The organism is Teichococcus coralli (genome assembly GCF_009829925.1).
Taxonomy (GTDB): Bacteria; Pseudomonadota; Alphaproteobacteria; order Acetobacterales; family Acetobacteraceae; genus Pseudoroseomonas; species Pseudoroseomonas coralli.
In genome coordinates this window covers 1-18,965 of sequence record NZ_SNVJ01000035.1, presented here as the reverse complement: position 1 = coordinate 18,965, position 18,965 = coordinate 1, and the positions used below count along the sequence as shown (strand labels likewise).

Annotated in this window: 15 protein-coding genes and 1 tRNA gene; 13 read left to right on the top strand and 3 right to left on the bottom strand. The window is 69.4% G+C overall.

All coding sequences use genetic code 11. The features are described from left to right. Positions 1-116 precede the first annotated feature (116 nt). From E0493_RS21950 to E0493_RS21930, 5 genes are all read left to right on the top strand, one after another. Positions 117-599 carry an RDD family protein gene (locus E0493_RS21950; RefSeq protein WP_160939408.1) on the top strand — a complete coding sequence of 161 codons (483 nt, stop codon included), beginning with the start codon at positions 117-119 and terminating at the stop codon, positions 597-599. A gap of 37 nt (positions 600-636) precedes the next feature. Further along, a tRNA-Trp gene (locus E0493_RS21945) sits at positions 637-713 on the top strand. Between the two features lie 102 nt (positions 714-815). Next, a complete protein-coding gene (gene secE, locus E0493_RS21940; RefSeq protein ID WP_160939407.1) occupies positions 816-1,013 on the top strand; it encodes a preprotein translocase subunit SecE in 198 nt (65 codons plus the stop codon). Between the two features lie 15 nt (positions 1,014-1,028). After that, a complete protein-coding gene (gene nusG / locus E0493_RS21935; protein WP_160939406.1) occupies positions 1,029-1,565 on the top strand; it encodes a transcription termination/antitermination protein NusG in 537 nt (178 codons plus the stop codon). Between the two features lie 31 nt (positions 1,566-1,596). Then, entirely contained in the window at positions 1,597-2,514 is a 918-nt protein-coding gene (locus E0493_RS21930; protein ID WP_235913963.1) for a DUF2062 domain-containing protein, read from the top strand. A gap of 229 nt (positions 2,515-2,743) precedes the next feature. On the opposite strand, the gene E0493_RS21925 is transcribed toward E0493_RS21930, so the two are convergent. Genes E0493_RS21925 through E0493_RS21915 form a run of 3 tightly spaced genes read right to left on the bottom strand, consistent with a single transcriptional unit; the run spans position 2,744 to position 5,915 of the window. Beyond that, the gene (locus E0493_RS21925; RefSeq protein ID WP_160939405.1) at positions 2,744-3,655 is read right to left on the bottom strand and encodes an efflux RND transporter periplasmic adaptor subunit; all 912 of its coding nucleotides are present in this window, start codon (positions 3,653-3,655) and stop codon (positions 2,744-2,746) included. Continuing rightward, positions 3,652-3,861 (bottom strand): DUF1656 domain-containing protein, encoded by a 210-nt coding sequence (locus E0493_RS21920; RefSeq protein WP_160939404.1) that lies wholly within the window; start codon positions 3,859-3,861, stop codon positions 3,652-3,654. The genes E0493_RS21925 and E0493_RS21920 overlap by 4 nt, the downstream gene beginning before the upstream one ends. After that, positions 3,858-5,915, bottom strand: a complete 2,058-nt coding sequence (locus E0493_RS21915) for an FUSC family protein (RefSeq protein ID WP_160939403.1) — start codon at positions 5,913-5,915, stop codon at positions 3,858-3,860. Before E0493_RS21915 ends, E0493_RS21920 begins: the two co-directional genes overlap by 4 nt. A 574-nt stretch (positions 5,916-6,489) precedes the next feature. Between E0493_RS21915 and rplK the strand changes: the two genes are divergently transcribed. The 8 genes from rplK (at position 6,490) to rpsG (ending at position 18,912) form a co-directional block, all read left to right on the top strand. After that, entirely contained in the window at positions 6,490-6,924 is a 435-nt protein-coding gene (rplK, locus tag E0493_RS21910) for a 50S ribosomal protein L11 (RefSeq protein WP_160939402.1), read from the top strand. Positions 6,925-6,928: 4 nt separating this feature from the next. After that, the gene (gene rplA / locus E0493_RS21905) at positions 6,929-7,630 is read left to right on the top strand and encodes a 50S ribosomal protein L1 (RefSeq protein ID WP_160939401.1); all 702 of its coding nucleotides are present in this window, start codon (positions 6,929-6,931) and stop codon (positions 7,628-7,630) included. Positions 7,631-7,961: 331 nt separating this feature from the next. Continuing rightward, positions 7,962-8,480: a 50S ribosomal protein L10 gene (rplJ, locus tag E0493_RS21900; RefSeq protein ID WP_160939400.1), complete on the top strand. Its 519-nt coding sequence runs from the start codon at positions 7,962-7,964 to the stop codon at positions 8,478-8,480. A 93-nt stretch (positions 8,481-8,573) separates the two neighbouring features. Then, the gene (gene rplL, locus E0493_RS21895; RefSeq protein ID WP_160939399.1) at positions 8,574-8,957 is read left to right on the top strand and encodes a 50S ribosomal protein L7/L12; all 384 of its coding nucleotides are present in this window, start codon (positions 8,574-8,576) and stop codon (positions 8,955-8,957) included. Positions 8,958-9,144: 187 nt separating this feature from the next. Beyond that, positions 9,145-13,326 carry a DNA-directed RNA polymerase subunit beta gene (gene rpoB, locus E0493_RS21890; RefSeq protein WP_160939398.1) on the top strand — a complete coding sequence of 1,394 codons (4,182 nt, stop codon included), beginning with the start codon at positions 9,145-9,147 and terminating at the stop codon, positions 13,324-13,326. Between the two features lie 85 nt (positions 13,327-13,411). Further along, positions 13,412-17,680, top strand: a complete 4,269-nt coding sequence (rpoC, locus tag E0493_RS21885; RefSeq protein WP_160939397.1) for a DNA-directed RNA polymerase subunit beta' — start codon at positions 13,412-13,414, stop codon at positions 17,678-17,680. Between the two features lie 371 nt (positions 17,681-18,051). Beyond that, positions 18,052-18,423, top strand: coding sequence for a 30S ribosomal protein S12 (rpsL, locus tag E0493_RS21880; protein WP_160939396.1), 372 nt, complete (start codon positions 18,052-18,054; stop codon positions 18,421-18,423). 12 nt (positions 18,424-18,435) lie between these two features. Then, positions 18,436-18,912 (top strand): 30S ribosomal protein S7, encoded by a 477-nt coding sequence (gene rpsG, locus E0493_RS21875; protein ID WP_160939395.1) that lies wholly within the window; start codon positions 18,436-18,438, stop codon positions 18,910-18,912. Positions 18,913-18,965: the final 53 nt, after the last annotated feature.

Below are 18,965 nucleotides of genomic sequence, written 5' to 3'. Positions count from 1 at the left end.
GCGTCGTCGCCTCCATCAGCGCGTAATCGCCTTCCGCGATTGCCGCAGCGAGCGGGCCACCTTCGGGTGGCCCGCTTTTTTTGTGCCCGCGCGCCGCGCCATAACGGAAGCTGCCGATGCCCCTCGACCCCTCGCTGCCGCCCGGCTGGGCCAACTGCCGGTATGCCGGCTTCGGCCGCCGCCTGCTGGCCCAGATCGTTGACGGGCTGCTGTTCGGGATGCTGGCCCTCCTGCTGGAAGTGGCGCAGGGCGTCATCCATGCCTTGCAGGGCCTGCCGGTGGAGGAAGGGTCTTCCCTCGGCGGGGAACTGATGGTGCAGGTGATCGTGGGTCTGGCCGTGCTGCTGTTCTGGGCGAGCCGGCTGGCCACGCCGGGCAAGCTGCTGCTGGGCCTGCGCATCGTGGACGCGCGGACGGGCGGCCGGCCCTCCTTTCCGCGCATGCTCGCGCGCTACCTCGGCTACATTCTTTCCACCTTGCCGCTCTGCCTCGGCTATCTCTGGATGCTGTGGGACAGCCACCGGCAATGCTGGCACGACAAGCTGGGCGGGACGGTGGTGCTCCGGCTGCCGCGCCCCTCGACAGACGCCTTGCCCTGACCTATAGACGCGGTCTCGCGCAGCGCTGGCGCCGCGCAGGGGCGTAGCTCAATTGGCTAGAGCGCCGGTCTCCAAAACCGGAGGTTGGGGGTTCGAGACCCTCCGCCCCTGCCAGTGTGCTGCCTTTGGCCGTGCGGGGCCGGGTGTCTTGCGGGGTGGCTCCGGTCCGGATGCCGCCCGCGAAGCGTTTCCGGCCATTCAACTGGGGTAGCGATTTTGGCGAAGCTCAATCCCGCGCTGTTCATCCGCGAGGTGCGGCAGGAGGTGGCCCGCGTCACCTGGCCGACGCGCAAGGAGACGCTGATCACCACCGGCCTGGTCCTGGCGCTGTCCGCCGTGGCCGCGGTGTTCTTTCTGCTGACCGACAAGCTCATCCAGTTCCTGGTGGGTCTGCTGTTCGGTTTCGGCGCGTAAGGCGGAGCGAGATCCATGGCCGACATGAAGTGGTACGTCGTTCACGTCTATTCGGGCTTCGAAAAGAAGATCGCCCAGCAGATCAAGGAGCAGGCCGCGCAGAAGGGCCTCGCCGACAGGTTCGGCGACATCCTCGTCCCCTCCGAGGAGGTGACGGAGGTACGCCGCGGCCAGAAGGTGAACTCCGAGCGCAAGTTCTTCCCCGGCTATGTGCTGGTGAAGATGCAGATGTCGGACGAGGCCTGGCACCTGGTGAAGGACACGCCGAAGGTCACCGGCTTCCTTGGCGCCCGCAACCGGCCAAGCCCGATCAGCGAGGCCGAGGCGCTGCGCATCGTGCAGCAGGTGCAGGAAGGCGTCGAGAAGCCGAAGCGTCCCGCCGTGGTCTACGAGGTGGGCGAGCAGGTGCGCGTCGCCGACGGTCCCTTCACCAGCTTCAACGGCACGGTGGAAGAGGTGGACGAGGAGCGCGGCCGCGTGAAGGTCTCGGTCTCCATCTTCGGCCGCGCCACGCCGGTGGAGCTGGAATACGGCCAGGTCGAGAAGCTCTGAGGCCTTCCGCCCGCGCGCCCTGATCGGGCGGTTGCGGGCGGGCTGGGTCGCGCTGCTGGATTCGCCGGAGGGCGCCGGGCGCATCGCCCGCGGCATCGCCGCCGGCGGGGCCGCGGCCATGCTGCCGGCCTTCGGGCTGCACCTGATCTTCGCTGCCGCCTTCGCCTGGATGCTGGGCGGCAGCCTGCCGGTCGCGGCAGCCGCCTGCCTGGCGCTCGGCAACCCGCTCACCCATGCCTTCCTGCTGCCGGCCGAGTTCGCCCTTGGCCGGCTGATCCTGCCGCCGCGCCTGGAGTTCCTGCCGAAGGAAGGGCCGGCCTGGCTGCTCGCCGGCCTGCCGGTGGCGGAGGAGACGCTGGTGGGCGGCGTCGTCCTGGCGTTGCTGGTGGGCGGGCTGACAGGATTCGCCGCGCGCCGCGCGCTGCGGCTGCGCGAGGCCGCCTTCACCCTGCGCGAGCCCGTGGTGCTGCACCTGAGCGGGCCGGTCAACAGCGGCAAGAGCAGCATCGGGCGCGCGCTGGCGGCGCTGCTGCCCGGTGCCGCCTTCATCGAGGGCGACGAGCACGGGCTGCCGGGCAACCTGCCGCGCGAGAGGCGCTGGGCCGGCGCGCTGCAGCGCATCGCCGCCGCCATCGCCACCAGCCAGGCGCCCTGGCTGGTGGTGGCCTATCCGCTGGACGAGGCCGGCTACCGCTGCCTGTGCTCCGCCTGCGCGGCGCGCGGCGCCCGGCTGCGCGTGGTGACGCTGGCGCCGCCGCTGGAGGTCGCGCTGACCGAGCGCGGCGGCCGCGCGCTTTCCGAGGCGGAGCGGCGGCGCATCCCGGACATGTACGCCGAAGGCTATGCCGAGCGGGCCTTCTCCGAGCAGGTGTTCGACCCCGGCATGCGGACGCCGGCGGAAAACGCGCGCAGGCTGGCGGAGCTGCTGGACCTGCCGGTGCGTGGCTGAACCGCCGCCAGGGAAGAAGGAATTCCCTCCCCGCGGACCCTCTCTTCTTTCTTTTTCCTCGGCCTCCTGGGCCTGGCTGCGCGCGACGGAGCGGAAACCCTCCCGGCCCCGCCCGGGCGCCCAGGAATGCCGCCGCCGCCGCCAAGGCCGGAAAGCCGCCGGAAAAAGGAAGCGCTAAGGGGCGTTCACTTCCTGCCCGGGCTTCCGCCGGGAATTCGCGAACAGGCCCTTATTCTCCCAGCCTTGTCAGCGAGCCGAACAGGCTCGGCTTTTCGCCGTTGGGCATGACCACCACGGTGGCGGTGCGGCCGGGGATCAGGCGGATGCCGTCCGGCACCTTGTCCAGCCGCACCCGCACCGGGATGCGCTGGGCCAGCCGCACCCAGGAGAAGGTGGGGTTCACGCTGGCCACCAGGCCGCTGGTCTGCTCGCGGTCGGCGACGCCGCCGGCGATGCTTTCCACATGGCCGGGAAGGGAGGTGCCCGGCAGGCCCATCAGCCGCACCTCCACGGGGTCGCCGACATGGATGCGGGGCAGCTTGGTTTCCTCGAAGTAGCCCTGCACGTGCAGGCTGCCGGCGTCCACCAGGGCCAGGACGGGGCTGCCGGCGGCGACGTAGGCGCCTGGTCGGAGCGTCAGGTTGGTGATGGTGCCGTCGGCGGGGGCGCGGATCTCGGTGCGCTCCAGGTTCAGCCTCGCCACGTCCCGTGCGGCGACCGCCTCCTGCCAGGCGCCCTGGGCCGCGGCGGCCTGCGCCTGCGCCTGCTCGCGCTTCTGCACGGAGACGATGCCCTCGTCCAGCCGGTCGTAGCGGCGCTCGTCGCGGCGGGCCTGCGCCAGGTTGGCGGCGCGGCTCTCCACCACCGCCTCGGCCTGCTGCAGGGCGAGCTGGAACCGCGCGCGGTCCAGCCGGAACAGCGGCTCGCCCTTGCGGATGGCGGCGTTGTCGGCGACCAGCACCTCGGCCACGAAGCCGGAGACATCGGGCGCGACGCCGATGATGTCGGCCCGCACCCGCCCGTCCCGCGTCCAGGGCGCCTCCATGTAGTAGCGCCAGAGCTGCCACGCCACGACCACCGCCGCGCTGACCAGCAGCAGGGTGACGGCGACCTGCACCAGGCGGGCAAAGAACGGCTTCATGACAGGACGAACTCCGAAGCGGCGGTGATGCCGCCGAGCACGAGGACGAACAGGGCGAGTTCGAAAAGCGGCGGGTGCCAGATCCAGCGGTCAAGGCCGAGGCGCCGCAGCGCCCAGCGCAGCAGCAGCGTGACGGGATAGGCAAGCAGCGCCCAGACCAGCAGGGCCGGCAGGAAGATGCCGTAAAGGTCGAGCTCTGCGATCATGCGACGAGGTTCCTGGCGGGCTCCGGCCGGGGCGCGTCGCCGGGCCGGAGGGCGGGAGGAGCGGCGTCGGGGAAAAGGGCGAGGCGCAGGCCGGAAAGGGCCAGCGTGGCACGGCGGGCGGTCCGCGTTCCCGCCGCCATGCAGGCGAGCAGGGCCGCGTCCAGCCGCTCCAGCAGGGCGGAGGCGGGCAGGCGGCCGCGCGCCTCGGCCGCCACCGCCGCCAGGATGGCCTCCGTGGCGGCGCGGGCGGGGGCCGGCAGCCCGGCCATGCCTTCGCGCAGCCGCAGCACGTTCACCGCGGCGCGCAGGTCGGCCAGCTCGGTCAGCCGCACGGTCTGCGCGTCGATCGCGGAAAGCCGGGCGGCCAGGGCCTCGAAGCGGTCCAGCATCACGCCGAGGATGCGGCGCAGGTCGGCCGGGGCACGGCCTTCGGCCATGCTGGCCAGGTCGCGCCGGTCGGCCGCCACCAGCCGGCGCACGCGCCAGGACACGCCGAAGGAACGGACCAGGCGGGCGACGGCCAGGGCCAGAACCAGGCCGGCCGCCGTGGCGAGGCCGCCGTCCAGGTAGGTCGCGAAGTCCGCCGCGGGCGAGTAGATCTCCTGCAGGCTCATCACGGTAGGCGTGGTGACGGCGACGGCCAGCGCCGGACCCATGGTCGCCGGCTGGGCGATCAGCGCGCCCGCGACCAGGTAGGTGGGCGCCAGGGCCAGGATCAGCAGCGGAAAGCCGTCGATCATCGGCAGAACGGCGAACTGGTAGAGCCCGGCGATCAGCACGGCGAGCAGCGAGCCGGCGATGAACTTCTTCAGGGCCGGGGCCGGGTCGTCGAACTGGCCGAAGATGCAGAGCGCCACCGCCCCCATCATCGGCACGCTGGAGCCGTGCGCCCAGCCGGTGCCGATCCAGAAGGCGCAGCCGAGCAGCAGCGCCAGCCCGGCCGCCAGGCCGGAAAGGCCGACCAGCAGCGGATCGACATGGCCGGGCGGGCGGGCTGGGTCGCTGGGGGCCGGCTCCTGCGGCCGCGCGGCCAGCAGGCGCTCGGTCAGGAGGCGGCATTCGCGCCATTGCCCGACCAGTTCCCGCAGCCGCTCCAGCAGGCCCTCCCGCACCAGCGCCGCCCAGGGATCGGCCGGAATGTCGAGCTGCTCCACCTCCCGCAGCCGCCCCTCCATCCGGTGCGCCGAAAGGGTGCGGGCCGGTCCGGCAGGGGCCTCGATGCTGTGCGCCATCCACCCGGCCATGTCGGCCAGCAAGGGGCGCAGCGCTGCGGCCGCCGCAGGGTCCAGGGCAGCGAGGGTGCGCACCCGTTCGCCGATGGCGGTCAGCAAGGTGGGCAGCGCGCGGGCGCGCTCGTGCAGCCGGGGCAGCCAGAGAAGCTGCGCGCCGCGACCCGGCGCCTCATAGCGGGCCTGCTGGAACAGCACGAACAGCGCGGCGCCGTCGCGGCCGATTCGGCGCCGCTCGGCGGAGAAGCGGGCGGGGTCGTGGGGCGAGGTCAGGCTGTCGGCGCCGTAGCGGGCCAGGTCCTTCAGCCAGGCCTGGGTGGCGGCCAGGAGCCGGGGAGCGGAAGGGCGGGGAAACAGGAAGCCGTGCAACAGCAGCGCGCAGAGGATGCCCAGGCTGGTCTCGACGACGCGGTAGATGGCGGTGTCGAAAATGGTTCCGGGATGGTCCACGATCGGAAAGCAGATCAGCGCGGCGGTGTAGCCCGAAAGCAGGAAGCCGTAGGAGCGTTGCGTCGGGTCGTAGAGCGAGGCGGCGAGGCAGAGGCCGATCCAGAGCGCCACCGCCAGGGAGAAGAGGATCGGCTCGTTGATCAGGGCGGGCATCACCAGGACCGAGAAGGCCCCGCCGCAGAAGGTGCCGACCAGGCGCCAGAGCGCCTTGGCGCGCAAGGCGCCGGCAAAGGTCTGCGATACGATGTAGACGGTGCCCACCGCCCAGTAGGGGCGCGGCAGGTCCAGCGAGAAGGCGATCCAGAGCGCCAGCGTGGCCGCCGCGAAGCTGCGCAGCGAGAAGAGCCAGTCGGCGCGACCGGGGAAGGCGGGCATCAGCGCCCCTCCTGCCACGCGGAGGACGGCGGGCCGGCCGGCGGGAGCGCTGCGGCAAGAAGGGGCCGCTCCTCAATGGCCGCCCGCCGGGGCGCAGGGCGCGCCGCCGCGGCCCGGGCGGTGGGCAGGGCCGGCGAAGGCGGAGGGGCGGAGAACGACATGGGAGAAAGATAGCAAGCTCATTGTTGGGGTTCAAAACCTGACGGCATCCAGTTTGCCGATACCCACTATCGGTGAGGCGGGGATGGACATCACCCCGCTCCTGCGGAGGGAACGAGGGCGGGCACGGGTGGGTTCCGCACCGCCGGAACCGCGGCGGGGCCGGAGAGGGCCGGCATCAGGGGAGGGGCGGCAGACGCGCGCCGCGGCTCGCGGGAGCCATGCGCAAGGCGCGGTGCGCGATTGTCTGGACTCTCCCCCTTTCGGCAGGTATAGGGCCGCCTCCGCCGTCTCCTCCCATGGCCGCGCGTTGCGCGGCCGGGTGGTCGCGGCGTTTTTTCAGGGACGCGGGAGGCCCTCGCCCACAGGCTGGGCCGCCAGAACCGCGCGCCTCTGAGAGCACAGAGGACGGATCATGGCTAAGAAGATCACCGGCTACATCAAGCTGCAGATCCCGGCCGGCAAGGCGAACCCCTCGCCGCCGGTGGGCCCTGCGCTGGGTCAGCGCGGCCTGAACATCATGCAGTTCGTGAAGGAATTCAACGCGGCGACGCAGCAGATGGAGCCCGGCACGCCGACGCCGGTCGTCATCACGGCTTATTCCGACCGCACCTTCTCCTTCGTCACCAAGACGCCCCCGAACACCTACTTCCTGCTGAAGGCGGCCAAGCTCGAAAAGGGCAGCCAGACTCCGGGTAAGGGTGGCGTGGTGGGCCGCGTGACCAAGGCGCAGCTGCGCGAGATCGCGGCGACCAAGATGAAGGACATGAACGCCAACGACGTTGAGGCCGCCGTGCGCATGCTGGCCGGCTCCGCCCGCTCGATGGGCATGTCCGTGGTGGAGGGCTGAGCGCATGGCCAAGCAGGGCAAGCGTCTGAAGGCGATCTATGCTGGTCTGGACCGTGACAAGCAGTATGCGCTGGCCGAGGCCATCGCGACGCTGAAGGCCAGCGCCAAGGCGAAGTTCGACGAGACCATCGAGATCTCGATGAACCTGGGCATCGACCCGCGCCATGCCGACCAGATGGTGCGCGGCGTGGTCGGCCTGCCGAACGGCACCGGCAAGACGGTGCGCGTGGGCGTCTTCGCCCGCGGCCCTAAGGCCGAGGAGGCGCTGGCCGCCGGCGCCGACGTGGTGGGCGCGGACGACCTCGCCGCCGCGGTGCAGGAAGGCAACATCAACTTCGACCGCTGCATCGCCACGCCCGACATGATGGGCCTGGTGGGCCGGCTCGGTAAGATCCTCGGCCCGCGCGGCCTGATGCCGAACCCCCGCCTGGGCACCGTCACGATGGACGTGAAGGGCGCCGTGCAGGCCGCCAAGGCCGGCCAGGTGGAGTTCCGCGCCGAGAAGGCGGGCATCGTGCATGCCGGCATCGGCAAGGTCTCCTTCGCCGAGGAGAAGCTGGTCGAGAACGCGCGCGCCTTCATCGAGGCGATCCAGCGCGCCAAGCCGACCGGCGCCAAGGGCACCTATTTGAAGAAGGTGGCCGTGTCCTCCTCCATGGGCCCTGGCCTGAAGGTGGACCTCGCCTCGCTGGCCGCCTCGGCCTGAGCCGGGGCTGAAGAGAGATACGCGCGCCGCCTGCGGGTGGCGCGCGGGCAGGGGGCCGCGGCGCAGGCCGTGGTCCCCGGAACCTGTCCGAGAGCGCATGTGGCCCGGTTGGCGGGCCCTAAGGGAGCAGTCGGCTCCGCAGGCGTGAGATGGGGATGCCGAGAGATCGCCGGCCGGTGCCGCGCTTCGCGCGGCCCGGCGGGATGGGCTTGGTCTTCCGCAGACTCAGACAGGCGAACCGGGGCGTGCCGGGGCGATTGGCCCGGCTCCGCCCCCGTGTGAACCGGCCGGTCCCCCTCCACAAGGGCCGGTCACCGTTTGGAGACGGGAGTTGGATCGTACGGAGAAGCGTGCGTTCGTTGCCTCCCTCGCGGAGGTGTTCGCGGATACCTCCTTCGTGCTCGTCGCCCAGAACAAGGGCATGACGGTCGCGGAGGTGAGTAACCTGCGGCGCCAGATGCGGGCGGCGGGCGCGACGTATAAGGTCGCGAAGAACCGGCTGGCCACCCTCGCCCTCGACGGCACTCGCTTCCAGGGCATCTCGCCGCTGCTGAAGGGCCCGACCGCGCTCGCGTGGTCGACGGACCCGGTGGCGGTGGCGAAGACGGCCACGGAGTTCGCCAAGGGTAACGACAAGTTCGTGATCCTGGGCGGGGCGCTGGGTGAGCAGACGCTGAACGCCGATGGCGTGAAGGCGCTGGCTTCCCTGCCCTCGCTCGAAACCCTGCGCGCGCAGCTGGTGGGTCTCATCCAGACCCCCGCGACGCGCATCGCCGGCGTGCTTCAGGCGCCCGGCGGCCAGGTGGCACGAGTGCTGGCGGCTTACGCCAAGAAGGACGAGGCGGCCTGAGCGGCGCCTTTTGCGGAAGACAGCTCCGGGGCCCGCGCGGCGCCGGGGATTGCATTCAACATGCCAAGCGACTACATCGAAGGATAGAAAACCATGGCCGATCTCGCGAAGCTGGTTGACGAGCTCTCCAGCCTGACCGTTCTGGAAGCCGCCGAGCTTTCCAAGCTGCTGGAGGAGAAGTGGGGCGTTTCCGCCGCTGCTCCGGCAGCTGTTGCCGCCGCTCCGGCGGCTGGCGGTGGCGCTGCTGCGCCGGCCGCCGAGGAGCAGACCGAGTTCACGGTCATCCTGGCGAAGTCCGGTGACAAGAAGATCAACGTCATCAAGGAAATCCGCACCATCACCGGCCTGGGCCTGAAGGAGGCCAAGGATCTGGTTGAGGGCGCGCCGAAGACCGTGAAGGAAGGCGTTTCCAAGGACGAGGCCGAGAAGATCAAGAAGGTGCTCGAGGAGAACGGGGCGTCTGTCGAGGTCAAGTGAGGGCTTTCCGGCCCTGCGGCGCCTCCTGGGGTGCCGCCTGGCCGGGCAAGACTGAATGCGAGACGGGCGGGGATCCTCTCGGGTCCCTGCCCGCGACCGCGTGGCGCGAGGCCATCTCGTGGCATGCGACGATCGGGTACCTGCCGGCCGGGGCGGTTGGGCCGGAGCGAAGGGAAGCAGGACGGGCATGAACGCAATCACGAAGTCGTTCACCGGGCGGAAGCGCATCCGGAAGTCTTTCGGGCGCCTGCCCGAGGTGGCGCCGATGCCGAACCTCATCGATGTGCAGCGCGCCTCCTATGAAGGCTTCCTGCAAATGGGCGTGGACCCGGATGCCCGTACGAATACCGGGCTCCAGGAAGTGTTCAAGTCGGTCTTCCCGATCGACGACTTTGCCGGGCGCGGCCGCCTGGAGTTCGTCCAGTACGAGCTCGAAGAGCCGAAATACGACGTCGACGAGTGCATGCAGCGGGGGCTCACCTTCGCCGCGCCGCTCAAGGTGCGCCTGCGCCTGATCGTCTGGGACGTGGACGAGGACACCGGCTCCCGCTCCATCCGGGACATCAAGGAGCAGGATGTCTACATGGGCGACATGCCGCTCATGACGGACAACGGCACCTTCATCATCAACGGCACCGAGCGCGTCATCGTTTCGCAGATGCACCGCTCCCCGGGCGTTTTCTTTGACCATGACAAGGGCAAGACGCACAGCAGCGGCAAGTATCTCTTCGCCGCGCGCGTCATTCCCTATCGCGGCTCCTGGCTCGACTTCGAGTTCGACGCCAAGGACATCTGCTACGTCCGCATCGACCGCAAGCGCAAGCTGCCGGCGACGACGCTGCTCTATGCCCTGGATTCCGCCCGCACCGAGGCGCTGCGCGCCGAGCGGAGCGACAATCTGGAGACGGGCGAGGTCCGCGGCATGGATGCCGAGGAAATCCTCAACACCTTCTACGAGCAGGTGGTGTTCAGCCGCGGGCCGAAGGGCTGGAGCCAGCCCTTCAACCCGGATTCCTTCCGCGGCGTGAAGCTGATGGACAACCTCGTGGACGCCGAGAGCGGCGAGGTGGTCGCCGAGCGCGAGGTCAAGCTGACGCCGCGCCTGGCCCGCAAGATCGCCGAGGCCGGCACCAAGGAGGTGCTGGTCGGGCGCGCGGACCTGCTCGGCCGCTTCGTCGCCGAGGACCTGGTGGACCTGGCCACCGGCGAGATCTGGGCCGAGGCGGGCGAGGAGCTGACCGAGCCGAAGCTGGCCGCCATCGAGCAGGCCGGGCTGGACCGGCTGCCGACCCTGGCGACCGGCCAGAACGTGGGTCCCTGGCTGCGCAACACCCTGGCGGTGGACAAGAACGGCTCGCGCGACGAGGCCTTGATGGACATCTACCGGGTCATGCGCCCGGGTGAGCCGCCGACGCCGGAAACGGCCGAGGCGCTGTTCCGCGGCCTGTTCTTCGACGCCGAGCGCTACGACCTTTCCACCGTCGGCCGCGTCAAGATGAACATGCGGCTGGGCTTCAGCCTGGACGACGTGCCGGACACGGTGCGGGTGCTGCGCAAGGCCGACATCCTGGCCACCGTGCGCACCCTGCTGGAGCTGAAGGACGGCAAGGGCCAGATCGACGACATCGACAACCTCGGCAACCGCCGGGTGCGCTCGGTCGGCGAGCTGATGGAGAACCAGTACCGCGTCGGCCTGCTGCGCATGGAGCGGGCGATCAAGGAGCGCATGGGGTCGGTCGACATCGACACCGTCATGCCGCATGACCTGATCAACGCCAAGCCGGCGGCGGCGGCGGTGCGCGAGTTCTTCGGCTCCTCGCAGCTCTCGCAGTTCATGGACCAGACCAACCCGCTCTCCGAGGTGACGCACAAGCGGCGCCTCTCGGCGCTTGGCCCGGGCGGCCTGACCCGCGAGCGCGCCGGCTTCGAGGTGCGCGACGTGCACCCGACGCATTACGGCCGGATCTGCCCGATCGAGACGCCGGAAGGCCCGAACATCGGCCTGATCAACAGCCTCGCCACCTTCGCGAAGGTGAACAAGTACGGCTTCATCGAGACGCCGTACCGCCTGGTGCGGGACGGCAAGATCACCGGCGAGCCGCGCTACCTCTCCGCCATGGAGGAGGAGAAGCTCGTTGTCGCCCAGGCCGATGCCGAGGTGGACAACGACACCGGCGAGTTCCGCTCCGACCTCGTCTCCGTCCGCCAGGGCGGCGACTTCCGGCTGGTGAAGCCGGAAGAGGTGACGGCGATCGACGTGTCGCCCAAGCAGCTGGTTTCCGTCGCCGCGGCGCTGATCCCGTTCCTGGAGAACGATGACGCCAACCGCGCGCTGATGGGCTCCAACATGATGCGGCAGGCGGTGCCGCTGGTGCGTTCCGACGCGCCGCTGGTCGGCACCGGCATGGAGGCCGCGGTGGCCCGCGACTCCGGCGCCACCATCGTGGCGCGGCGCGGCGGCGTGGTGGACAGCATCGATGGCGCGCGCATCGTGGTGCGGGCGACCAACGCGGAGGACGGCACCACCCGCGGCGTCGACATCTACCGGCTGCGCAAGTTCCAGCGCTCCAACCAGAGCACCTGCATCAACCAGCGCCCGCTGGTGAAGGTGGGCGACCAGGTGGCGGCCGGCGACATCATCGCCGACGGCCCCTCCACCGAGCTGGGTGAGCTGGCGCTGGGCCGCAACGTGCTCGTCGCCTTCATGCCGTGGAACGGGTACAACTTCGAGGACTCCATCCTGATCAGCGAGCGCATCGCGAAGGATGACGTCTTCACCTCGATCCACATCGAGGAATTCGAGGTGATGGCCCGCGACACCAAGCTGGGCCAGGAGGAGATCACCCGCGACATCCCGAATGTCGGCGAGGAGGCGCTGCGCAACCTCGACGAGGCCGGCATCGTCTATGTCGGCGCCGAGGTGAACCCGGGCGACATCCTGGTCGGCAAGGTGACGCCGAAGGGCGAGAGCCCGATGACGCCGGAGGAGAAGCTGCTCCGCGCCATCTTCGGCGAGAAGGCCTCTGACGTGCGCGACACCTCGCTGCGCCTGCCCCCGGGCACGACGGGCACGGTGGTGGACGTGCGCGTGTTCAATCGCCGCGGCGTCGACAAGGACGAGCGCGCCATGGCGATCGACCGCGCCGAGATCGAGCGGCTGGCCAAGGACCGCGACGACGAGAAGTCGATCCAGGAGCGCAGCTTCCACTCGCGCCTGCGTGAGCGGCTGCTGAACCAAAAGGCTTCGGGCGGCTTCAAGGGCGTCAAGGCGGGCACGCCCATCACCGACGAGGTGCTGGACCAGTTCGCCAAGGCCACCTGGCGCCAGATCGGCGTGCAGGACGACGCCGTGATGGTCGAGATCGAGGCGCTGAAGCGCGAGTTCGACGCGGCCGTCGAGCGGCTGCAGAAGCGCTTCGAGTCGAAGGTGGAGAAGCTGCAGCGCGGCGACGAGCTGCCGCCCGGCGTGATGAAGATGGTCAAGGTCTTCATCGCGGTGAAGCGCAAGCTGCAGCCGGGCGACAAGATGGCCGGCCGCCACGGCAACAAGGGCGTCGTCTCCCGCGTGGTTCCCGTGGAGGACATGCCCTTCCTGCCGGACGGCACCTCGGTGGACCTGGTGCTGAACCCGCTGGGCGTGCCCTCGCGCATGAACATCGGCCAGATCCTGGAAACCCATCTGGGCTGGGCCTGCGCCAATATCGGCAAGTCCATCGGCGAGCTGGTCGAGGACTACCGCCGGGCCGGCGCGGCGCGCGAGGCGCTGGTCGAGAAGCTTCGCGAGGTCTACGGCGAGGAGATCTTCGACCGCGACATCGAGGACATGACCGAGGAGCAGCTCATCGAGCTGGGCGACAACCTCCGCAAGGGCGTTCCCATCGCCACCCCGGTCTTCGACGGCGCGCGGATCTCGGACATCGAGGGCATGCTCTCCCAGGCGGGCCTCGACACCTCCGGGCAGACCACGCTGATCGATGGCCGCTCCGGCGAGCCCTTCGAGCGCAAGGTCACGGTCGGCTACATCTACATGCTGAAGCTGCACCACCTGGTGGACGACAAGATCCACGCGCGGTCCATCGGCCCCTACAGCCTGGTCACCCAGCAGCCGCTGGGCGGCAAGGCGCAGTTCGGCGGCCAGCGCTTCGGCGAGATGGAGGTCTGGGCGCTGGAAGCGTATGGCGCCGCCTACACCCTGCAGGAGATGCTGACGGTGAAGTCGGACGACGTGTCCGGCCGCACCAAGGTGTACGAGGCCATCGTGCGCGACCAGGACAACTTCGAGGCCGGCATTCCGGAGTCCTTCAACGTCCTGGTGAAGGAGCTGAAGTCGCTCGGCCTCAATGTCGATCTGGAAAACCGCCCGGCGTGACCCTGCCGATGCGCGAACAAAACACGTTGCTCAGCCGCGCCGGGAGTTTCCCGGCGCGGCGGCCTCACCTTGAGAGGACGGCCGCATGAACGAGCTGATGAAGATCCTGGGCCAGACCGGCCAGGCGATGACGTTCGATCAGATCAAGATCACCATCGCCTCGCCCGAGCAGATCCGCTCCTGGTCCTATGGCGAGATCAAGAAGCCCGAGACGATCAACTACCGCACCTTCAAGCCGGAGCGGGACGGGCTTTTCTGCGCGCGCATCTTTGGTCCGATCAAGGACTACGAGTGCCTGTGCGGCAAGTACAAGCGGATGAAGTTCCGCGGCATCATCTGCGAGAAGTGCGGCGTCGAGGTCACGCTGGCCAAGGTGCGCCGTGAGCGCATGGGCCATATCGAGCTGGCCTCGCCGGTGGCGCATATCTGGTTCATGAAGTCGTTGCCTTCGCGCGTCGGCCTGATGGTCGACATGTCGCTGAAGGACCTGGAGAAGGTGCTCTATTTCGAGAGCTACGTGGTGCTGGAGCCGGGTCTGACCGACCTGAAGCTGCACCAGTTGCTGACCGAGGAGCAGTACCTCAACAAACAGGACGAGTTCGGCGAGGACGCCTTCTCCGTCGGCATCGGTGCCGAGGCGGTGAAGCAGATGCTGGCCGGCATCGAGCTGGACCGCGAGAGCACGCAGCTGCGCGTCGATCTCAAGGAGACGACCTCCGAGGCCAAGCGCAAGAAGCTGGTCAAGCGGCTGAAGATGATCGAGTCGTTCAAGGAGGGCGGTGCCCGCCCGGAATGGATGATTCTTGACGTCATCCCGGTGATCCCGCCCGAGCTGCGCCCGCTGGTGCCGCTGGACGGCGGCCGCTTCGCGACCTCCGACCTGAACGACCTCTACCGCCGCGTCATCAACCGCAACAACCGTCTGAAGCGGCTGATCGAGCTGCGCGCGCCGGACATCATCGTGCGCAACGAGAAGCGCATGCTGCAGGAATCGGTGGACGCGCTGTTCGACAATGGCCGGCGCGGCCGGGCGATCACGGGGGCCAACAAGCGGCCGCTGAAGTCGCTCTCCGACATGCTGAAGGGCAAGCAGGGCCGGTTCCGGCAGAACCTGCTGGGCAAGCGCGTTGACTATTCCGGCCGTTCGGTGATCGTCGTCGGGCCGGAGATGAAGCTGCACCAGTGCGGCCTGCCGAAGAAGATGGCGCTGGAGCTGTTCAAGCCCTTCATCTACTCGAAGCTCGAGAAGTACGGCCACGCCACCACCATCAAGGCCGCCAAGCGGATGGTGGAGAAGGAGCGGCCGGAGGTGTGGGATATCCTCGAGGAGGTTATCCGCGAGCACCCGGTGATGCTGAACCGGGCGCCGACGCTGCACCGCCTGGGCATCCAGGCCTTCGAGCCGGTGCTGGTCGAGGGCAAGGCGATCCAGCTGCACCCGCTGGTCTGCACCGCCTTCAACGCCGACTTCGACGGCGACCAGATGGCCGTGCACGTCCCGCTGAGCCTCGAGGCCCAGCTGGAAGCGCGCGTGCTGATGATGTCCACCAACAACATCCTCAGCCCGGCCAACGGCAAGCCGATCATCGTGCCGAGCCAGGACATCGTGTTGGGCCTGTACTACCTCTCGCTGGAGACGCCGGAGTTCCGGCAGGCCCAGCAGGAGCTGGAGCAGATCCGCGCGCTGATCGGGGGCGCCGCCGGCAAGGCCGAGGGTGCGCTGTCGGAGGCGGAGCGCAAGGCGCTGCTGCACCGTCCGCACGTCTTCGGCGACCTGGGCGAGGTGGAGCAGGCGCTGGCCAGCGGCGCCATCACCCTGCACACGGCCGTCATGGCCCGCGTGCCGGCGCCGACGGCGGAGAATGCCGGCCGCCGCGAGACCGTGCTGACCACGGCCGGGCGCATGATGATGGGAGCGCTGCTGCCGCGCGACCCGCGGACGCCCTACAGCCTGGTCAACCGCCAGCTCACCAAGAAGTCCATCTCGGACGTCATGGACGCGGTCTACCGCCATTGCGGCCAGAAGGAGTCGGTGATCTTCGCCGACCGGCTGATGTCGCTCGGCTTCCGCCAGGCGGCCAAGGCCGGCATCTCCTTCGGCAAGGACGACATGATGATCCCCGCCGAGAAGGAGGGGCTCATCAACCGCACCAAGGCCGAGGTGAAGGAGTTCGAGCAGCAGTACCTCGACGGCCTGATCACGGCCGGCGAGCGCTACAACAAGGTGGTCGACGCCTGGTCGCGCTGCACCGACGAGGTGGCGACGGCGATGATGAAGGAGATCTCCCGCCAGGAGATCGGCCGCGTCACCAACAGCGTCTGGATGATGTCGCATTCCGGCGCCCGTGGCTCGCCGGCGCAGATGCGCCAGCTTGCCGGCATGCGCGGCCTGATGGCCAAGCCGAGCGGCGAGATCATCGAGCAGCCGATCATCTCGAACTTCAAGGAAGGCCTGACGGTGCTGGAGTACTTCAACTCCACGCACGGCGCCCGCAAGGGCCTGGCCGACACCGCGCTGAAGACGGCGAACTCGGGCTACCTGACCCGCCGCCTGGTGGACGTGGCGCAGGACTGCATCATCGTCGAGAACGATTGCGGCACCGAGCGCGGCATCACCGTGCGCGCCGTGATGGATGGCGGCGAGGTGGTCTCCTCGCTCTCCGAGCGGATCCTGGGCCGGACGGTGCAGCGCGAGATCACCCACCCCGACACGGGCGAGGTGCTGCTGCCGCGCAACGCGCTGATCGAGGAAGCCGATGCCGAGCGCATCGAGAAGTCGGGCGTGGAGGAGGTCTATATCCGCTCCGTGCTGACCTGCGAGGCGCGCTCGGGCGTTTGCGGCCACTGCTACGGCCGTGACCTGGCGCGCGGCACCCCGGTGAACATCGGCGAGGCCGTGGGCGTCATCGCGGCGCAGTCGATCGGCGAGCCGGGCACGCAGCTCACCATGCGCACCTTCCACATCGGGGGCGCGGCGACCCGTGGCGCCGAGCAGTCGGCGGTGGAGGCGACGGGCGAGGGCACGGTTGTGGTGCTGAACCGCAACGTCGTCGCCAACAGCCAGGGCGCGGCCATCGTGATGGCGCGGAACTGCGAGATCGTGCTCAGCGACTCCAACGGCCGCGAGCGCGCCCGTTACCGTGTGCCCTATGGCGCCCGCCTGCTGGTGGCGGAGGATGGCCTGGCCGTCAGCCGCGGCCAGAAGCTGGCCGAATGGGACCCCTTCACCCTGCCGATCATCACCGAGAAGGGCGGCGCCGTCGAATACGCCGACCTGATCGAGGGCGTGACGCTGGTGGAGCGGCAGGACGAGGTGACCGGCCTCTCCTCCAAGGTGGTGGTGGACTACAAGCAGGCCGCCAAGGGCGCCGACCTGCGGCCGCGCATCATCCTGAAGGACGAGAAGGGCAACATCGTCCGGCTCGCGAACGGGGCCGAGGCGCGCTACTTCCTCTCGCCGGACTCGATCCTCTCGGTGGAGAACGGGGCCTCGGTGCAGGCCGGCGACGTGATCGCCCGCCTGCCGCGTGAAAGCTCCAAGACCCGTGACATCACCGGCGGTCTGCCGCGCGTCGCCGAGCTGTTCGAGGCGCGCCGGCCGAAGGACCACGCGATCATCAGCGAGATCGACGGCCGCGTGGAGTTCGGCAAGGACTACAAGGCGAAGCGCCGCATCCTGGTGGTGCCGGAGCAGGTGGGCGACGAGCCGCCGACCCCGCGCGAGTACCTGGTGCCGAAGGGCAAGCACGTCTCGGTGCAGGAAGGCGACTACGTGAAGGCCGGCGACCCGCTCGTCGACGGCCCGCGCGTGCCGCACGACATCCTGCGGGTGCTGGGCGTGGAGGCGCTGGCGAACTACCTGGTGAATGAGATCCAGGACGTCTATCGACTGCAGGGCGTGAAGATCAACGATAAGCATATCGAGGTGATCGTCCGCCAGATGCTGCAGAAGGTGGAGATCCTGGATCCGGGCGACACCACCTTCCTGGTCGGCGAGACGGTCGAGCGCATCGAGTTCGAGATCGAGAACGAGAAGCTCATCGCCAACAAGGAGCGCCCGGCGCGGGCGGAGCCGGTGCTGCAGGGCATCACCAAGGCCTCGCTGCAGACCACCAGCTTCATCTCGGCCGCCTCCTTCCAGGAGACGACGCGGGTGCTGACCGAGGCGGCGGTGGCCGGCAAGGTCGATCACCTGGCGGGACTGAAGGAGAACGTCATCGTCGGGCGCCTGATCCCGGCGGGCACGGGCTCCGTGATGAACCGCCTGCGCGCGCTGGCCGCCCAGCGCGACCGGCAGCGGCTGCCGCAGGGCCAGGGCGCGCTGCCGCGGCCCGGCACCCAGGCCGCCGAGTAACGAAAGGGCTGTGGCGCGGGGCGGGAGCCCTGTTCCACAGCCAAGCTGAAGCTGGCTGGCGCGCTCTGCGTCGGCTGCATGGGAGCCGGGCCCGTTGCGGGCCCGGATTCTCGCGTTAGGGGGCGCGGCGTGCTTGACTCATGGGGGGTCGGCGCGTAGGTTCCGCGCCCTCGACGGGGTCGATCCCTACCTGGATCGGCCTGCGGAGTTCTGGACGACAGGTTCTGAGCCGCCGGTGCCGCCGCCCTCTGGGTAGGCCGAGGCCGGAGGCAGGACACAGGGCCCGATGGGTGGCGCGACCGCGCCGTTCCCTCGGGCGCTCTTGCTTGGCAAGGGGCCTGGGCGTTGGAAGAAGGGCACGAAGGGGCGTCATGCCGACGATCAACCAGCTCATCGCCACCGGGCGTGAGCCCAAGCCGAGCCGCAACAAGGTTCCGGCGCTGCAGGGCTGCCCGCAAAAGCGTGGCGTCTGCACTCGCGTTTACACCACCACTCCGAAGAAGCCGAACTCCGCGCTGCGTAAGGTGGCCAAGGTTCGCCTGGTGAACGGCTACGAAGTCGTTTCCTACATCCCGGGCGAGGGGCACAACCTGCAGGAGCACTCGGTGGTGCTGATCCGCGGCGGCCGCGTGAAGGATCTTCCCGGCGTGCGCTACCACATCCTGCGCGGCGTGCTGGACACGCAGGGCATCGCCAAGCGGCGCAAGCGGCGCTCGCTGTATGGCGCGAAGCGGCCGAAGTAAGAGGTAGAAGCGATGTCGCGTCGCCACAGCGCCGAGAGGCGAGAAGTCCTGCCGGACCCGAAGTTCGGGGACATCGTGCTCAGCCGTTTCATGAACGTGCTGATGTATGACGGCAAGAAGAGCACCGCCGAGCGGATCGTCTATGCCGCCATGGACACCCTGAAGCGCCGCGGTGGTCCGAACAGTGACCCCCTGCGCCTGTTCCATGAGGCCATGGACAACGTGAAGCCGGCGGTCGAGGTGCGCTCCCGCCGCGTGGGCGGCGCCACCTATCAGGTGCCCGTCGAGGTCCGGCCGGAGCGCCGCCAGGCGCTGGCGATCCGCTGGCTGATCGAGTCCGCGCGCAAGCGCGGCGAGCACACGATGGAAGAGCGCCTTTCTTCCGAGCTGATGGACGCGGCGAACAACCGCGGCACGGCCGTGAAGAAGCGCGAGGACACGCACCGGATGGCCGAGGCTAACAAGGCCTTCAGCCACTACCGCTGGTAACGACACCCGATCGGGGACGAAGACGATGGCGAAAGCTAAGTTTGAGCGGAACA

Excerpts from the sequence above, each read along its gene's own strand:
- E0493_RS21915 (WP_160939403.1), bottom strand. The coding sequence starts at position 5,915 with ATGCCCGCCTTCCCCGGTCGCGCCGACTGGCTCTTCTCGCTGCGCAGC.
- rpoB (WP_160939398.1), top strand. The coding sequence starts at position 9,145 with ATGAACGCAATCACGAAGTCGTTCACCGGGCGGAAGCGCATCCGGAAG.
- E0493_RS21925 (WP_160939405.1), bottom strand. The coding sequence starts at position 3,655 with ATGAAGCCGTTCTTTGCCCGCCTGGTGCAGGTCGCCGTCACCCTGCTG.
- rpsL (WP_160939396.1), top strand. The coding sequence starts at position 18,052 with ATGCCGACGATCAACCAGCTCATCGCCACCGGGCGTGAGCCCAAGCCG.
- E0493_RS21920 (WP_160939404.1), bottom strand. The coding sequence starts at position 3,861 with ATGATCGCAGAGCTCGACCTTTACGGCATCTTCCTGCCGGCCCTGCTG.
- rplA (WP_160939401.1), top strand. The coding sequence starts at position 6,929 with ATGGCCAAGCAGGGCAAGCGTCTGAAGGCGATCTATGCTGGTCTGGAC.
- rpsG (WP_160939395.1), top strand. The coding sequence starts at position 18,436 with ATGTCGCGTCGCCACAGCGCCGAGAGGCGAGAAGTCCTGCCGGACCCG.
- nusG (WP_160939406.1), top strand. The coding sequence starts at position 1,029 with ATGGCCGACATGAAGTGGTACGTCGTTCACGTCTATTCGGGCTTCGAA.
- rplK (WP_160939402.1), top strand. The coding sequence starts at position 6,490 with ATGGCTAAGAAGATCACCGGCTACATCAAGCTGCAGATCCCGGCCGGC.
- rplL (WP_160939399.1), top strand. The coding sequence starts at position 8,574 with ATGGCCGATCTCGCGAAGCTGGTTGACGAGCTCTCCAGCCTGACCGTT.
- rpoC (WP_160939397.1), top strand. The coding sequence starts at position 13,412 with ATGAACGAGCTGATGAAGATCCTGGGCCAGACCGGCCAGGCGATGACG.
- E0493_RS21950 (WP_160939408.1), top strand. The coding sequence starts at position 117 with ATGCCCCTCGACCCCTCGCTGCCGCCCGGCTGGGCCAACTGCCGGTAT.